22 protein-coding genes, 1 tRNA gene and 2 pseudogenes are annotated in these 22,219 nt (G+C 39.6%); 12 read left to right on the plus strand and 13 right to left on the minus strand.

What is annotated here, in order from left to right:
• Window positions 1-3: 3 nt before the first annotated feature.
• Complete coding sequence (gene tsaE, locus VB620_RS17985) at window positions 4-459, plus strand: tRNA (adenosine(37)-N6)-threonylcarbamoyltransferase complex ATPase subunit type 1 TsaE (protein ID WP_323197524.1); 456 nt, start codon at window positions 4-6, stop codon at window positions 457-459.
• A gap of 24 nt (window positions 460-483) precedes the next feature.
• Here tsaE and patS read toward each other — a convergent pair whose 3' ends face one another.
• From patS to VB620_RS20905, 3 genes and pseudogenes are all read right to left on the minus strand, one after another.
• The gene (gene patS, locus VB620_RS20895; protein ID WP_407674253.1) at window positions 484-591 is read right to left on the minus strand and encodes a heterocyst-inhibiting signaling peptide PatS; all 108 of its coding nucleotides are present in this window, start codon (window positions 589-591) and stop codon (window positions 484-486) included.
• Between the two features lie 958 nt (window positions 592-1,549).
• A pseudogene (locus VB620_RS20900) lies at window positions 1,550-1,786 on the minus strand (amidohydrolase family protein); the annotation flags it as partial.
• 137 nt (window positions 1,787-1,923) lie between these two features.
• The gene (locus tag VB620_RS20905) at window positions 1,924-2,064 is read right to left on the minus strand and encodes a hypothetical protein (protein WP_407674254.1); all 141 of its coding nucleotides are present in this window, start codon (window positions 2,062-2,064) and stop codon (window positions 1,924-1,926) included.
• A gap of 228 nt (window positions 2,065-2,292) precedes the next feature.
• Between VB620_RS20905 and lepB the strand changes: the two genes are divergently transcribed.
• The 3 genes from lepB (at window position 2,293) to VB620_RS18005 (ending at window position 6,275) form a co-directional block, all read left to right on the plus strand.
• Complete coding sequence (gene lepB, locus VB620_RS17995) at window positions 2,293-2,940, plus strand: signal peptidase I (protein WP_323197525.1); 648 nt, start codon at window positions 2,293-2,295, stop codon at window positions 2,938-2,940.
• 406 nt (window positions 2,941-3,346) lie between these two features.
• Window positions 3,347-4,474, plus strand: coding sequence for a circadian clock protein LdpA (ldpA, locus tag VB620_RS18000; RefSeq protein ID WP_323197526.1), 1,128 nt, complete (start codon window positions 3,347-3,349; stop codon window positions 4,472-4,474).
• A gap of 64 nt (window positions 4,475-4,538) precedes the next feature.
• Entirely contained in the window at window positions 4,539-6,275 is a 1,737-nt protein-coding gene (locus VB620_RS18005) for a R3H domain-containing nucleic acid-binding protein (protein ID WP_323197527.1), read from the plus strand.
• Between the two features lie 78 nt (window positions 6,276-6,353).
• Here the strand turns inward: VB620_RS18005 and grpE are convergent, their stop codons facing one another.
• The 3 genes from grpE to VB620_RS18020 are packed head-to-tail and all read right to left on the minus strand — an operon-like array spanning window position 6,354 to window position 7,871.
• Window positions 6,354-7,031 carry a nucleotide exchange factor GrpE gene (gene grpE, locus VB620_RS18010; RefSeq protein WP_323197528.1) on the minus strand — a complete coding sequence of 226 codons (678 nt, stop codon included), beginning with the start codon at window positions 7,029-7,031 and terminating at the stop codon, window positions 6,354-6,356.
• 28 nt (window positions 7,032-7,059) lie between these two features.
• Window positions 7,060-7,551 (minus strand): Dps family protein, encoded by a 492-nt coding sequence (locus VB620_RS18015; RefSeq protein WP_323197529.1) that lies wholly within the window; start codon window positions 7,549-7,551, stop codon window positions 7,060-7,062.
• A 56-nt stretch (window positions 7,552-7,607) separates the two neighbouring features.
• The gene (locus VB620_RS18020; RefSeq protein WP_323197547.1) at window positions 7,608-7,871 is read right to left on the minus strand and encodes a sulfiredoxin; all 264 of its coding nucleotides are present in this window, start codon (window positions 7,869-7,871) and stop codon (window positions 7,608-7,610) included.
• 181 nt (window positions 7,872-8,052) lie between these two features.
• Here VB620_RS18020 and VB620_RS18025 point away from each other — a divergent pair.
• The 5 genes and pseudogenes from VB620_RS18025 (at window position 8,053) to VB620_RS18045 (ending at window position 12,459) form a co-directional block, all read left to right on the plus strand.
• A pseudogene (locus tag VB620_RS18025) lies at window positions 8,053-8,863 on the plus strand (peroxiredoxin-like family protein).
• 175 nt (window positions 8,864-9,038) lie between these two features.
• On the plus strand, window positions 9,039-10,214 hold the full coding sequence (locus VB620_RS18030; RefSeq protein WP_323197530.1) for a nucleotide kinase domain-containing protein: 1,176 nt from the start codon (window positions 9,039-9,041) through the stop codon (window positions 10,212-10,214).
• 51 nt (window positions 10,215-10,265) lie between these two features.
• Window positions 10,266-10,739 (plus strand): DUF1643 domain-containing protein, encoded by a 474-nt coding sequence (locus VB620_RS18035; protein WP_323197531.1) that lies wholly within the window; start codon window positions 10,266-10,268, stop codon window positions 10,737-10,739.
• A 52-nt stretch (window positions 10,740-10,791) separates the two neighbouring features.
• Entirely contained in the window at window positions 10,792-11,688 is an 897-nt protein-coding gene (locus tag VB620_RS18040; RefSeq protein WP_323197532.1) for a nucleoside triphosphate pyrophosphohydrolase family protein, read from the plus strand.
• 75 nt (window positions 11,689-11,763) lie between these two features.
• The gene (locus tag VB620_RS18045) at window positions 11,764-12,459 is read left to right on the plus strand and encodes a dCTP deaminase domain-containing protein (protein ID WP_323197533.1); all 696 of its coding nucleotides are present in this window, start codon (window positions 11,764-11,766) and stop codon (window positions 12,457-12,459) included.
• A 187-nt stretch (window positions 12,460-12,646) separates the two neighbouring features.
• On the opposite strand, the gene petA is transcribed toward VB620_RS18045, so the two are convergent.
• Complete coding sequence (gene petA, locus VB620_RS18050) at window positions 12,647-13,648, minus strand: cytochrome f (RefSeq protein WP_323197534.1); 1,002 nt, start codon at window positions 13,646-13,648, stop codon at window positions 12,647-12,649.
• An 82-nt stretch (window positions 13,649-13,730) separates the two neighbouring features.
• Window positions 13,731-14,270, minus strand: a complete 540-nt coding sequence (petC, locus tag VB620_RS18055; protein WP_323197535.1) for a cytochrome b6-f complex iron-sulfur subunit — start codon at window positions 14,268-14,270, stop codon at window positions 13,731-13,733.
• Window positions 14,271-14,499: 229 nt separating this feature from the next.
• Here petC and VB620_RS18060 point away from each other — a divergent pair, with 229 nt between their 5' ends.
• Entirely contained in the window at window positions 14,500-14,808 is a 309-nt protein-coding gene (locus tag VB620_RS18060) for a DUF3067 family protein (RefSeq protein WP_323197536.1), read from the plus strand.
• 208 nt (window positions 14,809-15,016) lie between these two features.
• Here VB620_RS18060 and VB620_RS18065 read toward each other — a convergent pair whose 3' ends face one another.
• Complete coding sequence (locus tag VB620_RS18065; protein WP_323197537.1) at window positions 15,017-15,187, minus strand: divalent metal cation transporter; 171 nt, start codon at window positions 15,185-15,187, stop codon at window positions 15,017-15,019.
• Between the two features lie 288 nt (window positions 15,188-15,475).
• Between VB620_RS18065 and VB620_RS18070 the strand changes: the two genes are divergently transcribed.
• Window positions 15,476-18,031, plus strand: coding sequence for a heavy metal translocating P-type ATPase (locus VB620_RS18070; RefSeq protein ID WP_323197538.1), 2,556 nt, complete (start codon window positions 15,476-15,478; stop codon window positions 18,029-18,031).
• Between the two features lie 363 nt (window positions 18,032-18,394).
• Here VB620_RS18070 and VB620_RS18075 read toward each other — a convergent pair.
• Together VB620_RS18075 and VB620_RS18080 are read right to left on the minus strand one after the other, a co-directional pair.
• Window positions 18,395-18,467: transfer RNA gene (locus VB620_RS18075), tRNA-Phe, on the minus strand.
• Between the two features lie 77 nt (window positions 18,468-18,544).
• Window positions 18,545-19,414 (minus strand): metal ABC transporter permease, encoded by an 870-nt coding sequence (locus VB620_RS18080; RefSeq protein WP_323197539.1) that lies wholly within the window; start codon window positions 19,412-19,414, stop codon window positions 18,545-18,547.
• Between the two features lie 349 nt (window positions 19,415-19,763).
• Between VB620_RS18080 and VB620_RS18085 the strand changes: the two genes are divergently transcribed.
• Window positions 19,764-20,036, plus strand: a complete 273-nt coding sequence (locus VB620_RS18085; RefSeq protein WP_407674257.1) for an ArsR/SmtB family transcription factor — start codon at window positions 19,764-19,766, stop codon at window positions 20,034-20,036.
• Window positions 20,037-20,062: 26 nt separating this feature from the next.
• Here VB620_RS18085 and VB620_RS18090 read toward each other — a convergent pair whose 3' ends face one another.
• Window positions 20,063-20,824 carry a metal ABC transporter ATP-binding protein gene (locus VB620_RS18090; protein WP_323197540.1) on the minus strand — a complete coding sequence of 254 codons (762 nt, stop codon included), beginning with the start codon at window positions 20,822-20,824 and terminating at the stop codon, window positions 20,063-20,065.
• A 60-nt stretch (window positions 20,825-20,884) separates the two neighbouring features.
• Window positions 20,885-21,901, minus strand: coding sequence for a metal ABC transporter substrate-binding protein (locus VB620_RS18095; RefSeq protein ID WP_323197549.1), 1,017 nt, complete (start codon window positions 21,899-21,901; stop codon window positions 20,885-20,887).
• Between the last annotated feature and the right edge of the window lie 318 nt (window positions 21,902-22,219).

Here is a 22,219-nt window from a genome sequence, read left to right on the forward strand (position 1 = left end):
TCCATGAATATTTTACTTGCAGATACAGCAGCAACCCTCCGCTTGGGCATTACACTGGGGCAAAGTTTGACGGCTGGTAGTGTGATTTTATTAGCAGGTGATTTAGGCAGTGGGAAAACTACTTTGGTACAGGGAATTGGTCAAGGTTTAGGCATCACTGAATCAATTGTGAGTCCTACTTTTACTCTGATTAATGAGTACAATACTGGACGTATTCCTCTATACCATTTAGATTTATATCGCCTAGAAACTGCTGAGGTTATAGGGTTGAATATCGAAACTTATTGGGAAGGTATTGAGGTAATGCCGGGAATTGTGGCTATTGAGTGGTCAGAACGAATGCCATATCAGCCAGATAGTTATCTCAGAATTATATTAACTCATGGTGATGACGGTACTCGTCAAGCCCAAGTTACACCCTTTAATTCCACCATTGACTTAGAGAATTTTTGCCGATAGTCGAGGGAGAATTCCACACTCGTTCTATCTACCACTACCGCGCTCATCAAGGAAATTTACTAACATTGTTGTTTTCATTATCCAAAAATTAATGAAATATTCTTCAACATAAAAACTGGTTATGATTGACATCTACTAGCTTTTTGCTGCGGTTAGCTAGGATTGGCGTATTCTCGCAGATGGTGTTGTAGTAGATGAATGTAAATTGGACTCAAACCGCCCCAGAATCTGGCTTTTGCAGGTGATATATAGCAAACTGGCAGAATTTTTAATACTTGTCCTCAAAGGAAATCATATTCAGATGAGAAGTAACATAAATCTGGCCACTGGAGGATTATATTTGTGAATAGGGATGTTAGATGAATTTCTATAACTCAGTAAATACTGGTATTTTTTTCATCTGCTTACACTAAGGTTATTCCTATTGCTTCATTCCTTTGATTATCTCGATAAATAGTGATTAATTTTGTGGGATAGGATGCTAATTTGTCTGAACTTTCTGCTGTTTAATGCCAAATATTAAGATTTTGGGCAAAGTCCCGCAGGGAAATCTCAAACAATCACAAATTTCAGAATTAAGTTTTAAGACCGCACAAATTCAGTACCTAGAAAATTTTTATATGTATCAAACATAGTTTTCACAGAAATTTGCCCGTTTACTTAACCCTACTAATTCTCTACAGTTATTCCGAGAAAAAATCCGGATAGTTAAATACAAAAAGATTGTAATTAAAAGTTAAATGGTTAAATTTGCCGTTGTATTCCTTTAATTTATGTCCGGTCTGAGGATTTTCCCGAGTAATTCGGAATCTAACAACCAAAAGTTAGTGATTGTCAATTAATGAGATTAATTTATTCAACTGATTTATATCAGAAGTTATACTTATATATGTTTTGTATGTAGTCATAAATTTCATTAAAATAATTTCTAGAAACTAGCTATCTAGAATTTTGATTTGACTATAAAGACAATTTAATGTAATGAAAAGTATCACGTCATAATTTCTATGACGCGATCGCTAATAAAATATTATTGTTGTGACAAAAAAGTTAAAGCTTGCTCTCGTACTTCTGTATTTACTCGCCCTTGCTAATAAACAATTTCACCGCCGACAATGGTGGTGACAGCCCATTCTGTGAGATTCCAGCCTTCAAAAGGACTCCAATGACACTTAGTTAAAAGTTCCTCACGTTGCACTGGACAATATGTGTTTAAATTTACTAATACTAAATCAGCATCATCACCAGGTGCGATCGCCCCTTTATTGGGTATGCCATAAGCCACAGCTACAGCCTGAGACATCCATTTAACAACTTGGTAGACAGTACCAGGCAACTGGCTGTAAACAAGTCCTCCTTGTGTTCTAGCCCTGGTTACCGGAAATGTACCTGCGGATCGATGACTCCCGGCAACAAAGTTAACCCTTTTGCGTCAATTTCTGTAGTTGCTGTTGTTGTGGGTATTCAGGGTGCAACTTCAACTATTTGGCGATGGGCAAAGCCCCGCCTGCGGCGATCGCGCGTCAGCACATCCCCCACAATGAACTCACCATCAGGGAGAACAATGCTAGCGCCGCGAATCAATAAACTATGTGGGAATGACATGAGGTTAACAGAATTTAGAGAGATACTTATGCTTTTAGGTTAAACTTGATTGCGACCATAATCATTCATTTTTTCATATCGTCACGGCAAAATTAATTTTTAATTGATAAATTCCCCAAGTCAAATAGTGACTTCAACCAGGAAATCAGAATTTACTCGTTAAGATTAAAGAATATAGTCTTCCCCAACGAGTTCATCACCGCACTTCTCCCTTATCCCAGTAATTTCATGCGAAATCAAGTGTCTGATCACAACTCCACTCAACAACCCGATAATTCCTGGTTCGCCGAACTAGCTAGAACAATTGTATTAAGTATTGTCCTGGCTTTAGGCATTCGTACCTTTGTTGCTGAAGCTCGCTGGATTCCTTCCGGCTCTATGGAACCTACACTCAACGGTACTCCAAACCAGTGGGAGGCAGACAAGATAATTGTGGATAAGTTGAAGTATAGATTTTCTGAACCACAGAGGGGAGATATTGTCGTATTTTCGCCCACAGAAAACCTAAAAAACGAACAATATAAAGATGCGTTTATTAAACGTATTATCGGCTTACCTGGAGAAAAAGTAGAACTCAAGGATGGCCAAGTTTATATTAACAACCAACCCCTAAAGGAAGTCAGTTACCTTACCTCCGAGCAACGCACAGAAGTTGATGTTTGCACATCAGGATCAAATCAAGCCTACTTAGCCCAACCCGAAACTATACCCCCCGATTCATACTTAGTTTTAGGTGATAACCGTAATAGTAGCTATGATAGTCGCTGCTGGGGTGTTGTGCCTCGTGGAAATATCATCGGTCGTGCCGTAATTCGTTTTTGGCCGCTCAATCATATTGGTGGACTGGATAAGTCACCATTGTATCCCCAGAATTAACCAATAATACAATCCCTTCAGTACTGTTGATGGGTGGCGCACTAAATTTTGAGAGTAAGTTCGCCATTCTTCACTCATAGGTTAGTTCTGGGAAACACCCTAATTTCGAGGGATGATTGATCTATGCAGCTAATTTAAATACGCAAGAAATTTCCTAGACCGCCCACAGAATGATCATTTCTCAAAGGATCATCCAATCCCAAAGCTGAATTTATTGCTGAGAATTATCAATAAGTATTAATTTCTACTTAAAATAAAATCATCACAGCAAAATATTTGACTGTGGAGGCTTGACAGACTATTTCCACAGTGAGAACCTAAGTAGTAAGAAATCGGCATGAGAAAATCAAGACTTTTTCTATATTAGAGACTACTTTTTTTAGTTTCGTAAACGCATAATAGAAATGTGACTGATTTGTTAGATCCTTTACAATCTTTGAAAGCAGGAAATTGGTTCAAACTAATCTGCGGAGCCAGCTTCCAACATTTGCCGGCTGTCAGGAGTTTAGCATTAGCCTATACATTGGCAGGTGCTGACTGTATAGATGTGGCAGCTGATCCAGCAGTGATAGCAGCAGCCCAGGAAGGTTTAGAAGTAGCCAAGGATTTGTTTAAGGATGCAAAGGCGCGCGGTTATGGCTATAAAGGCAGCTTACCTTTGTTGATGGTGAGCTTGAATGATGGCGAAGACCCGCATTTTCGCAAAGCAGAATTTAACTCTAGTGACTGTCCCAAAGATTGTCATAGACCCTGTGAAACCATTTGTCCAGCCCAAGCGATCGTATTTAACAGGATAGATGACATTTCGACTCCGCTCAATGTAAACACTTCGGGAGTGGAAGCCCAAAAGTGCTATGGCTGTGGACGTTGCATACCTGTTTGCCCTTATGGTAAAATTTATACAAAGTCATATATGTCCACGACGACAGCGATCGCCCCATTAGTCATGTCACAGGTTGTAGATGCCATAGAAATTCATACGCAAGTCGGACATTTGACAAAATTTCGGCAATTATGGCAAACAATTTCACCGTGGGCAGATCAATTCAAGGTCATAGCCATTAGCTGTCCCGATGGCGAGGGCATAATTGACTACCTCAAAGCAATTACTGAACTAATTACCCCATTGCATGGGTCCTTAATCTGGCAAACAGATGGCCGTCCTATGAGTGGTGATATTGGAGACGGCACTACTTTAGCATCGGTAAAATTAGGGCAGAAAGTTTTGACAGCTAATTTACCCGGATATGTGCAGTTAGCAGGTGGCACTAACAGCTACACCGTTGCTAAGTTAAAGGCAATGGGACTGTTAAAAAGTTCTGAGTACCATCAGCACTATGTTTCCGGGGTTGCCTACGGTAGCTATGCTCGTGTGCTGCTGTCACCAATTCTCGATCAGTTAGAGAATCAGGAGGTTAGTCCAACCAGTGTGAAGGCGAAAGTGCGCCTCGAAGCCGAACCCGAATTACTCTGGCCAGCAGTAAAGCTTGCCCATTCCCTCGTTTCCCAGATCAAGTCACAGCAGGAGCGCTAATCCCTCGTTCACTTCGGCCGCGCTCAGTGTAACCCTTATCTCTAAAAACGTCACCATAGAAAGCATGACGATTAAAGAAGACCTTCAAAAGTTATTGGACATTTTACCCCAAGACCTGCAACAAGTCCTGGAGAGTCATCCCCAACGAGATAGTTTAGTAGAAGTGGTCTTGGATTTAGGTCGTTGCCCAGAGGCTCGCTTTCCTAATCAAGCTGAGTATCTGAGCGAAATACCCGTCACTCAAGCACAAATTGATGATTGCATTCAGCGAGTCGGAACCTTTAGCGGCGATAATCGAGCCGGAATTGAGTTAACTTTACATCGCATCAGCGCTATTCGTAACCGTAGCGGTAGAATTATTGGCTTGACCTGTCGTGTCGGTCGGGCAATATTCGGCACAATTGGTATGATCCGTGATTTGGTGGAAACGGGTAAATCAATTCTCATGCTGGGGCGACCAGGCGTGGGTAAAACTACTGCTTTACGAGAAATTGCCCGTGTTTTGGCTGATGATTTCCACAAGCGTGTAGTAATTATAGACACCTCCAACGAAATCGCTGGGGATGGTGATGTGCCTCATCCAGCTATTGGTCGTGCCAGGCGGATGCAGGTTGGTACTCCCGAACTTCAGCATCAGGTGATGATTGAGGCGGTGGAAAACCATATGCCAGAGGTGATTGTTATTGATGAAATTGGTACGGAATTAGAAGCTTTAGCGGCTCGTACCATTGCGGAACGGGGTGTACAGTTGGTTGGTACTGCCCACGGGAACCAAATCGAAAACCTGATTAAAAACCCCACTCTTTCTGATTTAGTTGGGGGTATTCAGGCGGTGACTTTAGGGGATGATGAAGCGAGAAGGCGAGGCAGTCAAAAGACTGTTTTGGAGCGCAAAGCTCCTCCCACTTTTGAGATTGCTGTGGAAATGTTGGAACGGCAACGCTGGGTAATTCATGAAAGTGTGGCGGATACGGTAGATACTCTGTTGAGGGGTCGTCAGCCTAGTCCACAAACCAGAACCGTTGATGACGAAGGTAAGGTGGCGATTACACGGCAGTTATCAGTGGTTAATGGTCGAGGTGGGCAAGTTGCCCCCAGAGAAGAATCTTTTCCACCAGCGCGACCAACTAATGGCTGGCGTTCATCAGGACAAATGGTAGCATTACCTCCTTTGTCTTTAGAACGGGAGCGGATGACTGGACGTAGTGAGTTTGACCGCTTGCTGGATGAATCCTTTAATCATTCCGAGAGTATCGATGTCAAGACTAGTAAGCACTCAGGGCCAAACGGTGAAGATTTGCCGTTACATATTTATCCCTATGGTGTCAGTCGCCATCAATTAGAACAGGTAATTGGTGTACTAACTTTGCCTGTAGTGTTGACAAAAGACATTGATACTGCTGATGCAATTTTAGCATTGCGATCGCACGTCAAAAACCACGCCAAATTAAGACAAATGGCCAAAGCCCGTCATGTGCCAATTCACATGATTAAGTCTAGTACAATTCCCCAGATTACCCGTGGTTTGCGACGGTTGCTGAATATTGAAGATCCGGAAATGACTGATGACCGAGAATTGCAATTGTTTCTACACAGTGGCACTGATGATGAGATGGATGCCCTAGAAGAAGCCAGACTTGCTGTAGAGCAAATTGTCATTCCCAAAGGACAGCCAGTGGAGTTATTGCCTCGTTCTTCCCCAGTACGCAAAATGCAACATGAGTTGGTAGAACACTATCGACTCAAGTCTGATAGTTTTGGCGAAGAACCAAATCGGCGTTTGCGGATTTATCCAGCGTAAAAGAGGCAGAGGGGCAGGGGGCAGGGTGCAGGGGAGAGGAGGAACGGTTGTTAAGTAATTGAGAGTTTAGAGTAATTTCTAACTCCCCCCTCTTCCTGCTTCTTCCACTGGACTGACTTTAGCTCGATAGAGTAGTTTGTCGCCTTGTAGATAGCCTGTGTAACGGACTTTCACGGTTTCACCTGGTTGGGCTGTTCCGGCGATTAATTGGTGGATTTGGGGATTATAAGGTACTTTTGCTCCTACTGGGGCGATCGCCTGTATTCCCCAATCCTGTAATAATCTTTCTAAGGGTTTCTGCACCAAAGGCACAATTTTAATTGCTGCTAACTGGGGATTTTCTTCAGCTTTCTGGGCTGCTGTCGGCCATTGTAATAATAAAGATTCCAGCAATTGTAAACTCGACTGCTGGAATTCTTGTTTTAATATTTCTCGTTGTTCTGCTAATTGCAGTTGCGATCGCTGGTACTCTATTTTTAACTCTGCAATTTCTTTTTCACTGGGGAGTGGGCTTAGGGTGAGTATAGCTTCCGACTGAGTATGAACTGCTGAAAAAGTTTCTATTAATTCACTCAAAGAAATCTGTAACACTTGGGATAACTTCAGCAGAATATCCACCCGCATCTGTACTAGCTTTCCCTGTCGCAGCCGCAAAATTTGACGTTCAGAAACACCAGCATCACGACTCAACGCTTTAAAGCTAGAAATATTTACACGCTGCATCAAAACTTGCAACTTCTGGGTGTCATTATTCATCTGCTTCTTCCCCCCTGCGCCCTAATCCCTATTCTTCCAATAAACTTCTCAACATCCAAGCGGTTTTTTCGTGGACTTGCATCCGTTGAGTTAATAAATCGGCGGTGGGTTCGTCGTTAACTTCTTCTAATATAGGGAAAATAGAACGTGCAGTTCTGACTACCGCTTCTTGTCCTTCCACCAGCAAGCTAATCATTTCCTTAGCTTTAGGAACTCCTGGAGTTTCTGGAATTGAACTGAGTTTGACATATTCGCTGTAGGTTCCCGGTGCAGGGTGTCCCAAAGCTCTGATTCTTTCGGCAATTAAATCAACGGCTAAAGCTAGTTCTGTATACTGAGTCTCGAACATTAAATGTAACGTTTGGAACATTGGCCCTGTAACGTTCCAATGAAAGTTATGGGTTTTCAGATATAGCGTATAGGTGTCAGCCAATAGACGAGATAGCCCCTCGGCAATTTTCGCCCTATTTGCATCGTCAATACCGATATTTACATTTTTGGCTGTTGCTTGAGATGACATATTTTTCTCCTAATTGCTTATATGTTTGAGAAATCTAACGTTTAATATCTATTAACTCATGCTAAGTGCATCTTGAGGACGCTAAGTGGAGCTTTACGGACTCTAGCAATAATTGTTTCTTTGCCTAAACGTTGACAAGCTTCATAACGGTGACAACCCGAAAAGCCATAATACTTTCCTTCAACTTCTAAGACATCAATGGGTTCTTTTTGTCCAATAGCTGCAATAGATTCCATTAAGGCTTGTACTTTATGAGGATCGTTTGTACGAGGTAACGGCCGTTTAATTTGATTCAAGGGAATTTCTTCAACTCTCATGATCAGGACTTTATTTAACTGCTTTTTTCTGTATCTTACTTAAGCATAATCGTTATGACTTTATATCGCAAGTAATTTTAGGTAAAAATTGGTAACAGTATGGTTAAATAACTTATCTTCATAGACCTTGGTTTTTTGACCTTGTTCTACTTAAAATTGAATAAATAGCCGTTAATACTTGGTAATGAATCCCTACGCTATCCTGAATCAGACCACACATCAGCGTGTTAGTGATGGTGTGAGCCGACCTCTACTAGAAAATTGCGAGAGTGCATCACATATCCTGATTGTAGTCTGGCCGCAACTTGGGGATTTTGATAGTCTGGAATATGCGTGGTGGTTACAGCGCGAAGCTAAAAAATTTTCAGAGGAAAAACTGGCTATTCGTGCGGTGGGAATTGGCGATCTGCTTTGCAGCAGCGCTTCGCTATCGCACCTCTGGAACAAAATTCTGTGAATATACAGGATTTCCGCCAGATAAGTTATTTCTTGAACCAAATGCAGAACTACACCGCCAACTCAATCTTTATTCAGGACTAAATTTTTCTCTCCCTGGACTTTCCCAGTCTCAGAAAGCTTGGCTAAATCTAATGTTAATGTGTGCAGGTATTGGAAGTCCTGGAACCCTTGCAGAAGTTTTTCGGGGATACAGGGGCGATCGTCAAGCCCCTCAACTGATTGAAGATGATGAAATGATTCAAGGTACTCCCCTACCTGCTTTTAAAGGCTCGTTTTTCCAATTAGCTGGCGGGACTGGGTTTCAACGCCCCTTTGAGTTAGCGACTCTGCGACTACGGAATATGGTGGAAGTTCTGAGTAATTGGCAGAGTTATGTACCTAATTCTGATTACTTAACTCAGCGCGGGGGAACTTTTCTATTTGATAACACAGGTCAGTTAATTTACGAACATCGAGACCGAGGAATTTTAGGCTTTGCGGCTAATATGAGTCAACCCCTATCATTTTTATCTAATATCTTTCCCACAACAATTTAACTTCTGCGTCTAATTCCCAATCCTTAAGTAAAGTTAAAAAATAGTAGGTTGGGTTAAGCAAAAGCGCAACCCAAAGAAAAGTCTGATAATGTTAATTTTTGGGTTTAACTGACCCGTATTACCCAATAATTGAGAAAGATTAGAAACTGATGAAGAGAAACGAGGAGAATACTATATGCAAGTAAGACAAGAAATTTTTGATACCTATTGGCGATTTGCTGCTAAGCGTCAGGAAGTATTTTTCAACAAACTTAAAAATGTACCACCACCCTGGACTAGTGATTCCATTCTTAATACTTATAAATTTTGTAATGCTTATCGAGTAAGTGATCGGGTTTCTCAATATCTGATCAAAAATGTCATTTATGATGAGAATAGAAGCAAAAATGAAGAAGAAGTTTTATTCAGGATTTTATTATTTAAAATTTTTAATAAAATAGAAACTTGGGAATATTTAGAGAACAAAATAGGAGATTATATTACACTGTCCAATTTTGATTTAGACGTATATTCAAATATATTACAAGAAGCTATGGAGCTTGGATATGTGATTTATACAAGTGCATATATGTCTTGTGCTAGTAAAGAGTTTGGTTATGATAAAAAACACCAAAATCATTTGGCATTAATTGATAAAATGGTTTTTAAGGATAGGGTAATTAATCCCATAGTAAAAGCTAAAAGTTTTGAAGATATTTTTCATATCATTGAATCATATCCATTATTAGGTAAGTTTATGGCTTACCAATTAGCGACAGATATTAATTATAGTGAAGTCATAAATTTTGATGAAAACAGTTTTACTATCGCAGGTCCAGGAGCAGAACGTGGTATTAATAAATGTTTTATTGATACCGAGGGAAAAAGTTATGCTGATGTCATTCACTGGATGACAGAAAATCAAGAAAATGAATTTCAACGTTTGGGTTTAAATTTTCAATCACTCTGGGGTCGTCCGCTACAAGCTATAGACTGTCAAAATCTTTTTTGTGAAACTGATAAGTATTGTAGAGCCGCATTTCCTGATTTAAAAAGTAATCGTAAAAAGATAAAAGCCAAATTTACTGCAACTCCTCAACAAATTGATTATTTTTATCCTCCCAAATGGGATATTAATGATCAAGTTCAAGAAACTTTAGCTCAGAGATTACCAACATTAGAAATTCCTCATTTACCAGATAATTGTCAACAGTTATCTTTAGAGTTAGATTCTTTCGTGAAACCTACATCTAAGATATCGGATAATTTATCAAAATTGCATAAAAAATATCAGCAGAATACTCAGAATAAAAAATTAAAAGCTGTGCAAAATGCAGATACAGAAAAATCTCATCAGTTGTGTTTGTTTTGATATGTTTTAATAATTAGAAATTTTGATTCATGAACGGGAAAGTATGGTCAAATGGAAAAATATGCAACAATTGATGGAAATTACCGCTACGTACTGGGACGTAAATGGGATAAAAATTTACAGCAAGTTACTTTTGTCATGCTTAACCCAAGCATCGCTGACCAAGAAAAAGATGATCCCACACTTCGTAAATGTATTAACTTTGCTAAATCTTGGGGTTATGGTTCTCTTGAAGTGGTGAATTTGTTTGCTTATATTGCTACAAACCCACGTGAACTTCGTCAGGTAGATGAACCTGTAGGAAAAGAAAATAATCACTATCTAGAATTAGCAATAAACAATACATCTAAAATTATTTTAGCATGGGGTACAAAAGGCAACTTAAAAAAACGAGATCAAGAAGTTATCAATCTTATTTCTGTCCAAAAACCTCTTTACTGTTTAGGGATAACAAAATATGGATATCCACGCCATCCTTTATATCTTAAAAAGAATACGCAAGCAATTATTTTTTCTCAAAATTAACTAATATATTGTTATCCATAAAGTCAAACTTTTTAATAGAAGGAATTTCATTATGAATTTTTCTGAATATCAAACAGAAGCACTGAATACAGATCAAATTCCTGCTGTTGAAGGGAGTGAATTAATCATACCCCTATTAGGTTTAGTTGGTGAAGTTGGTTCATTGATGACTGAATATAAAAAACATTTACGCGATGGTGATGCACACAAATTATTTAAAGAAGGAATTGCAGAAGAATTGGGAGATATGCTTTGGTATATTTCCAATATAGCTAGTAAATTCAACCTAAATTTAGAAGAAATTGCAGAACATAATCTGAGCAAGTGTAATGACCGTTGGGGATGGAGAAATTCATCACCAATAGATGATCAAAATACGATTTATATCTTTGATAATGACTTCTCTGAAAATGAAAGTTTACCAAGACAATTTGAAGTAGAAATTACAGAAATCAGTCAAGATAATTCAGTTAAAATGAAGGCATTTATTAACAAGGAACAGATAGGAAATGACCTTACTGATAATTCTTATAAAAGTGATGGATATCGCTTCCATGATGTTTTTCATTTTGCTTATGCTGCTGTTTTAGGTTGGTCTGTAGTTACTAGAAGTATTCTTAAACGTAAACGAAAAAGTAATCCTCTTATTGACGAAGTAGAAGATGGAGGTCGTGCAGTAGCTATTGAAGAAGGTATAGCAGCACTTGTATTTAGCTATGCTAAAGATCACGGTTTTTTAGAAGGTGTTTCAACATTAGATTACCAACTATTAAAAACCATCAAAAATATGACATCTCATTTAGAAGTTTCTTGTTGTTCGCTAGGAGATTGGGAGAGGGCTATTCTCATGGGTTATGATGTCTGGCGACAGGTAGAAAAAAATCGGGGAGGAACGGTAGTTATTGATATTGATGCAGGTTTAATAACTTATCAAATTGGTATACTTTAAAGTAAGAAGTCTAGTTTGATATTTTGCCTCTATTAATAGAAAACTTTCATTTAATCATATCTTGAGTAAATAAAAATGAGTTTTTGGTCATCACAAACTTTGCGTTCTCGTCTTCCTAGTTTAATTGAACCATTTAGTGACGATCAAATTGAGTCTGCATCATACCAATTGTGTTTAGGGGAAGAAGTTTATATTTCACCCCTTCCTGATACACCTCTAAAAGAACGGAAAAAGATTCCTCTTAGCGAGAAAGAAACTGTTCCTATCCCTCCAGGACAGTTTGCATTTCTGATAACTTCTGAACAAATTGAAGTTCCTAAAAATGCAATTGCATTTATTTCAATTAAATTTAAATTTAAGTCAAAGGGACTGATTAATGTTTCAGGTCTTCATGTTGATCCTGGTTATCGTGGAAAACTAATTTTTGCTGTTTATAATGCTGGTCCTCTTCACCTTCATATAGGAAGAGGTGACAGGGTATTTTCGATATGGTATGCAGACTTGGATCAAGATGATGAAAAGCCACGACAGAAGATAGGTTATGATTTAATTCCCCCTGATTTAATGAATGGTCCTGATTTAGTTTCTTCCCTTCCTTATTTGAAAACACGTTTGGATGATCTGGAGAAAAAAGTAGAGGAATATTCTATTCGACAGGCTATTTTATTTGGAATTGCTACTCCGATTTTACTTGTTTTTGTAAAGATAATAGTAGATATATTTATGCAGCCATTACTCAATATGATTAAATCTTCTCTTACCATCTATTAATTTTTAATTCCTTTAATAACCCGCAAAAAAATACCCCTCACCTCAGACAGATGAATAGGTATCAACATCTAGAATATCAGGGAGCATTCCCAAATGTGCAAATTTTCCCCTTCCAGAACTGCAAACACACCCTAAAAAAAAGACAGGCATTTTGCCTGTCATCAGAAGTATTAATTTAGCAAAGAGTTTAGAAGTTAAGTTCAGCAGCTTGAACTTTTTCAACTTGTTTCTTCTTCAGCACGAGCATTATTTGAGCTAACATTACAAGAGCAATGAATGCAATTAAGCCTTGAACTCTTGTAGAATCTTGCAATACGATTTCTACATCTTTTTGACCAAATCCACCGACGTTGGGGTTATTGGTCAAAGCATCACCAGCAGTTACAGATTGTCCTTCCGAAACAATCAATTCTGGACCTGCGGGAATAGTATCAATAGTAATATCGCCAGATTCTGTTTGGATGTTTACTAGATATTTAGCATTACCATATACATCTTCCTCTTTGGCAATTTTGCTAATTGTGCCGGTGGTGGAAGCATTGTAAACGGTATTATTGCTCTTTTCACCAGTAGGATAAACTTGTCCACGTCCCCGGTTCGCACCTAAGTGAACTGAATATTTACCGAAGTGAATATTTTTATCTGTGGCGGGGTTGGGAGAAAGTACTGGGAAGACGATTTCTTGATACTGTTCACCAGGTATGGGACCCACAAGAAGAACATTTTCTTGATCTTCGGTGTAGGGTTGGAAGTAAACATCGCCTACTTCTTCTTTCAGTTCTTCAGAAATCCGGTCTTCAGGTGCGATTTTAAAGCCTTCTGGTAACATCAGCACAGCGCCGACGTTCAACCCAACTTTAGAACCATCAGCCCCGACCTGCTGTATGTTGGTATCGTAGGGGATTTTGACCACTGCTTTAAATACAGTGTCAGGTAGGACTGATTGGGGAACTTCTACTTCTGCTGGTTTAGCTGCTAGGTGACAGTTGGCGCAAACAATCCGGCCGGTGGGTTCACGGGGAGTTTCAGGATAGGTTTGTTGCGCCCAGAAGGGATAAGCTGCAGCGGTTTGGGGCAGGGCTAGATCGCTAGTGAAGTAAAATGTCAAGGTAGCGATCGCTATTAGCAATGTTTTGATGATTGCTTTAGCAGTGCGAGTTAAACTCGCTGTGGTACGGGCGTTTCTCATCTCTATCAAGACAATGATTCTCTGGTTAATTGGTCATTGGTCATTGGTCATTGGTCTCAGCACTTCAGAAGAAAGTACTTAATTAAGACCACCAAGGTTCTTCATTGGTGCGGAAATCGGTTTCAGTCCAAGGGGTCAAGACAATTTTGTCCTCTTCTGTTTTGGCGTGTGCGAGAGCCAAAGATAGAGGTGCTGGTCCTCTGACTACCTTACCAGTTGCATCATACTGAGAACCGTGACAAGGACATTTAAATTTGTTCTCTGCTACATTCCAGGGAACAACACAACCCAAGTGTGTGCAGATTGCATTAATGCCGTAGTCGGTAATTGCTTCTTTGCTTTCAACCACGATATAGGTGGGGTCGCCTTTTAGCCCTTGAACTAGGGTGCGATCGCCTACATTGTGACTATCGAGAAACTTTGTGACACTAACATCGTTACCCAGTTCGTCTTTGGCTGTTGTACCACCACCAGCGCCGCCGCTAGCAGGTGGAATAAAGTAGTTGACGACAGGATACAATGCACCTAAAGCCACACCTGTCACAGTTCCAAAAGTGAGCAGGTTCATGAACTGACGACGGCTCATATCTGGCACGTCCATTGATTCTGAGAATTGAGCCATATTCTACGCGCTCTTTGTGTATTTTGTTAAGCATTCTTACAAGAGTACCAGTAGTTAAGCTACTCCTGTTTGAGTCGAAATGCCAACGCCTAAAATGATGCTAATTTTCTTTATTCCAAGATATATTCAGCATCTCTTCTGTTAGCATTACATTTCTTTATATGTCTATCATACTTGAGTTAAGGAACGTAACATCATAACTAAATGTAAAATCTAGTGGAGGAAAACTATGACAGGACAGGATTTACGAAAATTATTGCTGGAGAAGTGGGGATACTCCTATGATCTCCAATTTCGGCGCACTAAGGGTAAAATATTTCTGCAAATTATGTGGAAGTATCTTGAGCAAGCTTCTTTTCCCTTAACTGAGGCGGAGTACCAAGAGCATCTGGATAGCATTGCTAATTATCTTCAGGCTTTGGGTGGCACTTTGCAAGTTCAAACATTTATTGCCCAAACGCGCGATCGCCCCCGACTGGGTAAAGCTGTAAGTATTCCCCTGGATTTAGGTGAACGCGCCTCAGAGTGGATTGTGTGAGATGCTATTCCTAGCTCACGCTGAATACAAGGAACACGCGACTCAGTAAACACAGTTATGTCTGTCAGCCCTTGATGCGATCGCTAAAATCGGAGCCAGCAATTAATCAACACAGGAATAATGTTTAGCCGAAGTTTAAGTAAAGATTATGAGCGTCTCCCGCAAACCTCCGAGACGTTTATTTATATTGCGATGATATGTATTACGGTTAGACCACTCGCATGATTTTTGACTCACTTTGACTTTCAAACATCCTCTCACATAATACCCACAAGCAAAAGCTCACTTTTGAACTGAAATAATTCCCACAAGCTTGTGCCAAATCTTGCCCCGTAGCTACACCCAAACGCACACATAGCAATTGCAGCAATATCGCCATCAGATTCGATAGCAGAATTACTGTCAGCAAAGTGTAGCCAAACTTAAATCCCCTATCTGTTTGGCCTTGGAAGTTGCGAGAATTTCCGCTTGAGTTGAGCGCACATTATCTAAATGCACTACATGAGCATCAGAATGTTGAAAATGCTCTAAGTCTGGTTTTCTGCGTAAGTAATGGTTATAAATTTTATACTATCTAAAATGATAATCATTGTATAGTTGAACAACTGTTCAATTATTGTATTAAAATATAGGCAGTTAACTTTGTAGTTTTTTCTGTAAAGCTGTCATGACTCAAACCCCTTCTCTCAAAACCCAGTTTTTGCAAGTTGATGGTATGGACTGCGGCAGTTGTGCTAAGACGATAGAAGCCAGCTTGCAGCAATTGAATGGTGTAAGGGAAGCTTCGGTGAGTTTTACAACTGCAAAAGTGAAAGTTTTTTATGACTCAGATATCCTGAACAAAGCAGAAATTATCGATCGCATCACTGCTTTGGGTTATACGGTTAAACAAAATAGTGAGGTCAAGCTCCATAATCATGACCATTGCTGTACAGGCGACCACGACCATCATCACACCCACTCCCATGACAGCGAACATGAGCATTTTGAAGTAGCTTCTACTCAAAAACTACAGGCAAAAATTGGTGGGATGGATTGTGGCAGTTGTGTCAAAACAGTTGAGATTGGCTTACAGCAAATATCAGGGGTTATTCAGGTATCAGTCAGCTTTGCAACTGAAAAAATGCAGGTATCCTACGACCCGCAACAGGTCGATGAAGAGACAATCTATAATAGAGTTCGCAGTCTGGGTTATACAGTTGAACTAACTGATGAATTAAGTTCCCACCAACATGACCATCAAGACGATTCAGCCTCAAAACAAATTCAAAAACGCGACTCAGCAAACTGGAAATTTTGGGTGAATAACCGCCGGGGACAAAGCGTAATTTTAGCGGGAATAGGGTTAGTTCTGGGCTTAGTTGCTCAATATTTAGCATTACCTATTTGGATAACGCGAGCTTTTTATGGAATTGGTATAGTAATTGCAGGTTATCCGATTGCACGGGCTGGTTTGTTTGAGTTGCGCTTGCGTCGTGCTGATATGAATTTGCTGATGACCATTTCAGTTATCGGGGCAGTGATTTTAGGAGACTGGTTTGAAGCAGCATTAGTCCTGTTTCTGTTTTCTTTGGGTACAACATTGCAAGTGTTCACATTTGGTCGCACACGCAATGCTATCAGCGCCCTGATGGATTTAACTCCACCTACTGCTACTGTGAAGCGGGGGAATAAAGAAGTTACAGTTCCTGTGGAAAGTGTGCAAGTTGGGGAAATTTTGACAATTCGACCAGGACAACGCGTGGCTTTGGATGGTGTTGTTGTTTCTGGGATAAGTGCTATTGACCAATCACCGATTACGGGAGAATCAATCCCAGAAGATAAAGAAGTCGGGGATACTGTCTTTGCGGGGACGTTGAATCAGTCGGGCTTTTTAGAAGTTAAAGTCACTCATAATGTTAGTGATACGACCGTTGCTAAAATCATTCATTTAGTAGAAGCAGCCCAAGAAAGCCGCGCTCCTTCTCAGCAGTGGGTGGATCGGTTTGCAGAAGTTTACACCCCGATTGTAATTTTGATGGCGATCGCTATTACTCTAATTCCACCTTTGGCATTTGCTCAACCTTTTAACGTTTGGTTTTATCGGGCATTGGTAATGTTAGTAATAGCTTGCCCTTGTGCTTTGGTGATTTCTACCCCAGTTTCCATTGTTAGCGCCATTGGTGCTGCAACTCGCCACGGTGTTTTATTTAAAGGGGGCAATGCACTGGAGAAAGCCGGACATTTGACAACTCTGGCTTTTGATAAAACTGGTACGATTACCCAAGGATTGCCCATTGTCCAGAAGGTTTATGACTTTGGGAATGTAAGCGCAAACATGGTGTTACAAATTGCCGCTTCACTTGAGCAACAGTCAGAACATCCGCTCTCCAAGGCAATTGTAGCTAAGGCTCATGAACAAAAGATGGAGTTAGAAACACCTATTAATTTCATGGCATTACCAGGTAAAGGGATTCAGGCAAATTTTAATGAGCAGCGCGTTGCGGGGGTTCCCCCCGTTGTAGCGACTGCAAACCCAGAGGGTGAGATATTATACTTTGTTGGCAATCGAAGGTTATTTTTAGAGCAAAATATTCCCTTGTCTGATGATGCTGAATCCTTGTTGACTGAAATTGAACAACTCGGTCAAATTCCGGTACTTGTAGGAGCAAAGGAAGGGTTATTAGGAGCGATCGCACTTTCTGATGGTATTCGATTAGAAGCAACCGAAGCCGTGCGACAATTGAAACGCCTGGGACTAAAGCGGTTGGTAATGCTGACAGGCGATCGCACCAGTGTTGCAGGGCAAATTGCTCAACAAGTGGGAATTACAGAGTATCGAGCAGAATTGCTACCTGAAGATAAACTCCAAGAAATTCAACAGATGCGTCGTGATGGAGTGGTAGGTATGGTTGGAGATGGTATCAACGATGCTCCAGCCCTGGCCTCTGCGGATATTAGTTTTGCGGTGGGTGGCATAGATATTGCTTTGGAAACAGCAGATGTAGTGATTGTGGGAAGTGATCTCAGACGACTAGCTTATGCAATAGAATTGAGCCGTCGCACTGTATCCGTGATTCAACAGAATGTGATCTTTTCTTTAGTAACAAAGGGGTTATTTTTACTATTGGGAACCTTTGGATTTATTGGGTTAGCCGTAGCCGTTTTAGCAGATACCGGGACTTCTTTGTTAGTGACTGCAAATGGAATGCGCCTATTTAAAAGTAAGACTTTTGATAATTAGACAATGGTATATGATAACAGTTGTATTAGATAAAAAATGCCTATTTAAAATATATTGAGTTATATAAAATTTGTAACCCTGGTGGATTTATTGCTTAACGAAGAATGCTTGTTTTCAAGCATCTAAAATTAGGAAGCAGTAGAAGGTAATATTAGTAATGGTTTAGATTGGCTTGGTGAATTTGATCAGGTGTAATTTTCCTCTAATTTACTGTAATTTTCCTCTAATTTACACCTATTTTTTATCTCAAGGTATTAAAAATGACCAAAGTTTTTAGCAAAATTAGAACATATGCTTTCTATTTTTCAGTCATCACAAAGTAAAAACCCCCAGAAAACCTTAATTTTCAGGGAGTTAAATATATGCCAGGAACCGGACTTGAACCGGTGACACGAGGATTTTCAGTCCTCTGCTCTACCAACTGAGCTATCCCGGCTTGGGGATTTATGTGACCCACGATTAATAAATGTAGCACAACAATAATTGCTTGGCAAGGGGTTAAATAAAAAAAGTTTAAGGTGCTTTCAAATTCAACTTCACCGCCAAGAAAACACCGAGAAAGCATAAAAACTGCACCAGCACAATACTGGGGCCGGATGGGAGATTAAAAACACCGGAAACTATAATCCCAGATAGGCTTGTAGTAGAACCGATGATCATGGATAGCCCTAAAAATCGGCTAAAGTGATGACTCATCAGCTTGGCTGTGGAAGCAGGAATCACTAAAAAGGCATTAACCAGCAAAACACCAACGGAGGTAATTGCTACAGCCACAGAGAGGGAAAGTAAAATGATGAAACCATAGCGATACAGTTGTACTGGAACACCTTGTACTTGGGCTACATCGGCATTCAAGGTTAATAAAATTTGCTGTTGCAGGGTGGAAAATATAAATATGCTACTGGCTATCAGCAAAAGTAAGGTCAAAATTAAATCTGTATTGTTGATGGCGAGAATATCCCCGAATAATACTCTCATTAAGTTGCCACGATAACCCGGAACGAAGGCTGTCATGATTATGCCAATGGCTAATGACCCCGATAGCACTATACTCAGAACGCTATCACTGGCTAAATCGGTTTTATCGATGAAGTAGAGGACAACCACGCCAAATACTAGGGTAAAAGGCAATAGCATCCAAGTCGGGTTTAACTCTAGCAATACTCCTAAGACTACGCCGATTAATGCTGCGTGACCCACAGCATGGCTGAAAAAGGATAACTGGCGCAGGGTGGCAAAACTACCTAGTAATCCCCCCAGGATGCCCATTAATACAGCACCTGCGATCGCCCGTTGCATGAAAGGAAACTGTAACAAATTTACAAAGTCAAAGTTAGTGGCGATCGCTAGCAAGTTAAACTGGGAAACACTGAATAAATACATAATTACCATCTATAACCATTCGATTTTCTTGATGCTTTTCACCGTACAAACAAGGGTATTTGTATAAAAATTAGTAACAATAAATTAAATACTTATATATATACAGAGTTGTCGCCAAAATCAGATAGGAATCTTATAGACATGATCCGAACTAGTTAAAATATATATTCTTTTAGCCTTTTGGTATTAATGACAGAAAAATTTTTCTAACTATCAATAATAATTATGATAATTGAATTTGATTTTAAAATCACAGAATATTGAGTATAATTTAAGATAGATAATTATAGATAGTAAGATTGTGCAAGACTTAGCAGATCAGGTTCTCAGTCCCGAAAAAGCTCAACGAATGGCAGAATTTTTTAGCTTTTTAGGAGATCCTAATCGCCTACGCATCCTCTCTTTTTTGGCTAACAAAGAACTCTGTGTTAGTGATTTGGCGGGATTACTAAACATGAGTGAATCGGCAGTTTCTCATCAACTCCGCCACTTAAGGGCGATGCGTTTAGTGGGATATCGTAAACAAGGAAGAAATGTATTTTATCACCTCCATGATAATCATATTTTTCATCTTTATCAGGCTGTCGCGGAACATTTGGATGAACCAGATGCACTAAAGTAACGCCATATTTTTGTAACTTTCAGATATTAATGATGATGCTGGTAAGGAGTGAAGCCAGGTCCATAAGTTGCTAACAGATTTTGGGGCGAAAGTGCAATTTCCGGTTGACCAGTACAAACAACAGTTTGATTAAAGCAGAGAACGCGATCGCAATGACGGCTTACCATATCAATATCATGGGAAACTTGTAACACCGTCCAACCTTCTTCTCGCTTCAATTCATTTAACAAAGCATAAAAATCTGTTGTACCTTGAACATCAACCCCAGCAAAAGCTTCATCTAATACCAAAAGTTGGCGAGGAACGACCAAACAATAAGCTAATAATACCCGCTTCAATTGACCACCGCTCAGAGTTCCAATAGCTTGGTGCTTGAGATGATAAGCATCGGTACGCCGCAAAGCCTCGGCTATAGCTGCTGATTTTCTGGGATTTTTCTGCCAAAAAAATGAAGTCTGCTTGTTACTTTCATTCACCCATCCTAGTCCAACTAATTCGCTCACAGAAATGGGAAAACTGCGGTCAAAAATAAAATTTTGAGGCATATAACCCAAGCGATGACGCAAATTTTTTAACTTGGTAATTGGGCGACCAAAAATTTCAATTGTACCTGCACTGCGGGGAATTAAATCTAAAATCGCCTTCACCAAAGTGCTTTTACCCGCACCATTAGGACCAACGATAGCTGTATCAGTTCCTGGTAATAATTCAAAAGCAACATCTCGCACAGCTAAATAACTGTCTTGATATACATTTAATCCTTCGACTTTTAAAATAGGAGATGTCATTATTCCTGGATAATAAGTAATTATTAATTGTTCATGAATTTCAGAAAAATAATCATTAAATTATTTACAGCCAGCCTGTAGAGTTTGCAAGTTATTTCTCATTGCTTGAAAGTAATATTCAGGATTGCTATTCCCGCTAGCAGTTTCTAAAGAGTCCAAGTTACGCACAGTAATATTCAAATCTTCAGCAAGACTGGTTAATAATTTATTATCTACCCCTGGTTCGCTAAATAAAGCTTTGGCGTTATAGTTTTTTACAGCTTCCACAGCTTTCTGCACATCTGCGGGGGAAAGTTGGTCTTCGGGAAGTTGTACCACAGCCACTTGTTTGAGATTATAGCGTTGAGCTAAATATGGAAAGGCATCATGGAAAGTTATAAAAGTACAGTTAGGAGTTTGTTGTAAAGTTTGCTGAAATTCTTGATCTAAATTCTCCAATTCTTGAATATAAGCCGCAGTATTGGCTTCATAAATATTTTTATTCGTAGGGTCAGCCGCAATTAATCCATCTCGAATATTTGTTACTTGTTGTTTTGCTAAAACTGGGTCTAACCAAACGTGAGGATTTCCCTCAGCATGATCATGTTCATGTGCGTGGCTATGTCCGTCTTCTGTTACAGTTTCATCGACGGGAGAAATTTTATCTAAGGTTTGAATACCCTGACTCGCATCAATTTCAACCAAGTTAGGATTGTCGGCATTTTTGATAGTACTTTCCAGAAATTCCTCTAATCCCAAGCCATTTTTTACTAAAATACTGGCTGTAGAAATTGCTTTCACATCATCGGGTGTTGATTGGTAATCATGCACGTCCGTAGTTGGCGGTACAATAATTGATACATTGGCGACATCTCCCGCTACAGCTTTGGTAAATAAATAGGTAGGCAAAATTGTGGCTACAACTCCTATTTTTTCTCCCGTTGCTGCTTCCTGTGCTGGGGGTGTTTGTTCTGAGGTTTCTACTATATCTGTGTTTGATTGGTTACAGCCAACGGCAATTGACAAGGTGAGTAAAGCCGTTAAAGATAGGATACCTCTACTTTTTTGGGATTTTTTCGGTATCAAACGCTGCCACATCACGATTTTTCCCCTCTAAATTGATGATCACTTGACTTTTCTCAAATAAATATTTGAGAATGAGATTCGTTTTGATTATAGAATAAGTATCATTCTCACACAATAGGAGTAAAAAATATTTTGTATAAAAAACAACAAAATTATTTAATGTTTTATAAGATACTGCGTTTTAAGATTTCTCAATTCAATAAGAAATAAAAGTTTTTCACTGGTGGGGTGAGCAAAATCCTTAAACTCCTGTTAATATTTGGAAAATACTTTTTTAAAGAAGGTATTCTCTAAAACTTATTGTATGAGTGCAATCTACGATTCATAAGT

The sequence above is a fragment of the Nodularia harveyana UHCC-0300 genome, from assembly GCF_034931085.1.
In the GTDB taxonomy this organism is placed as follows: Bacteria; Cyanobacteriota; Cyanobacteriia; order Cyanobacteriales; family Nostocaceae; genus Nodularia; species Nodularia harveyana.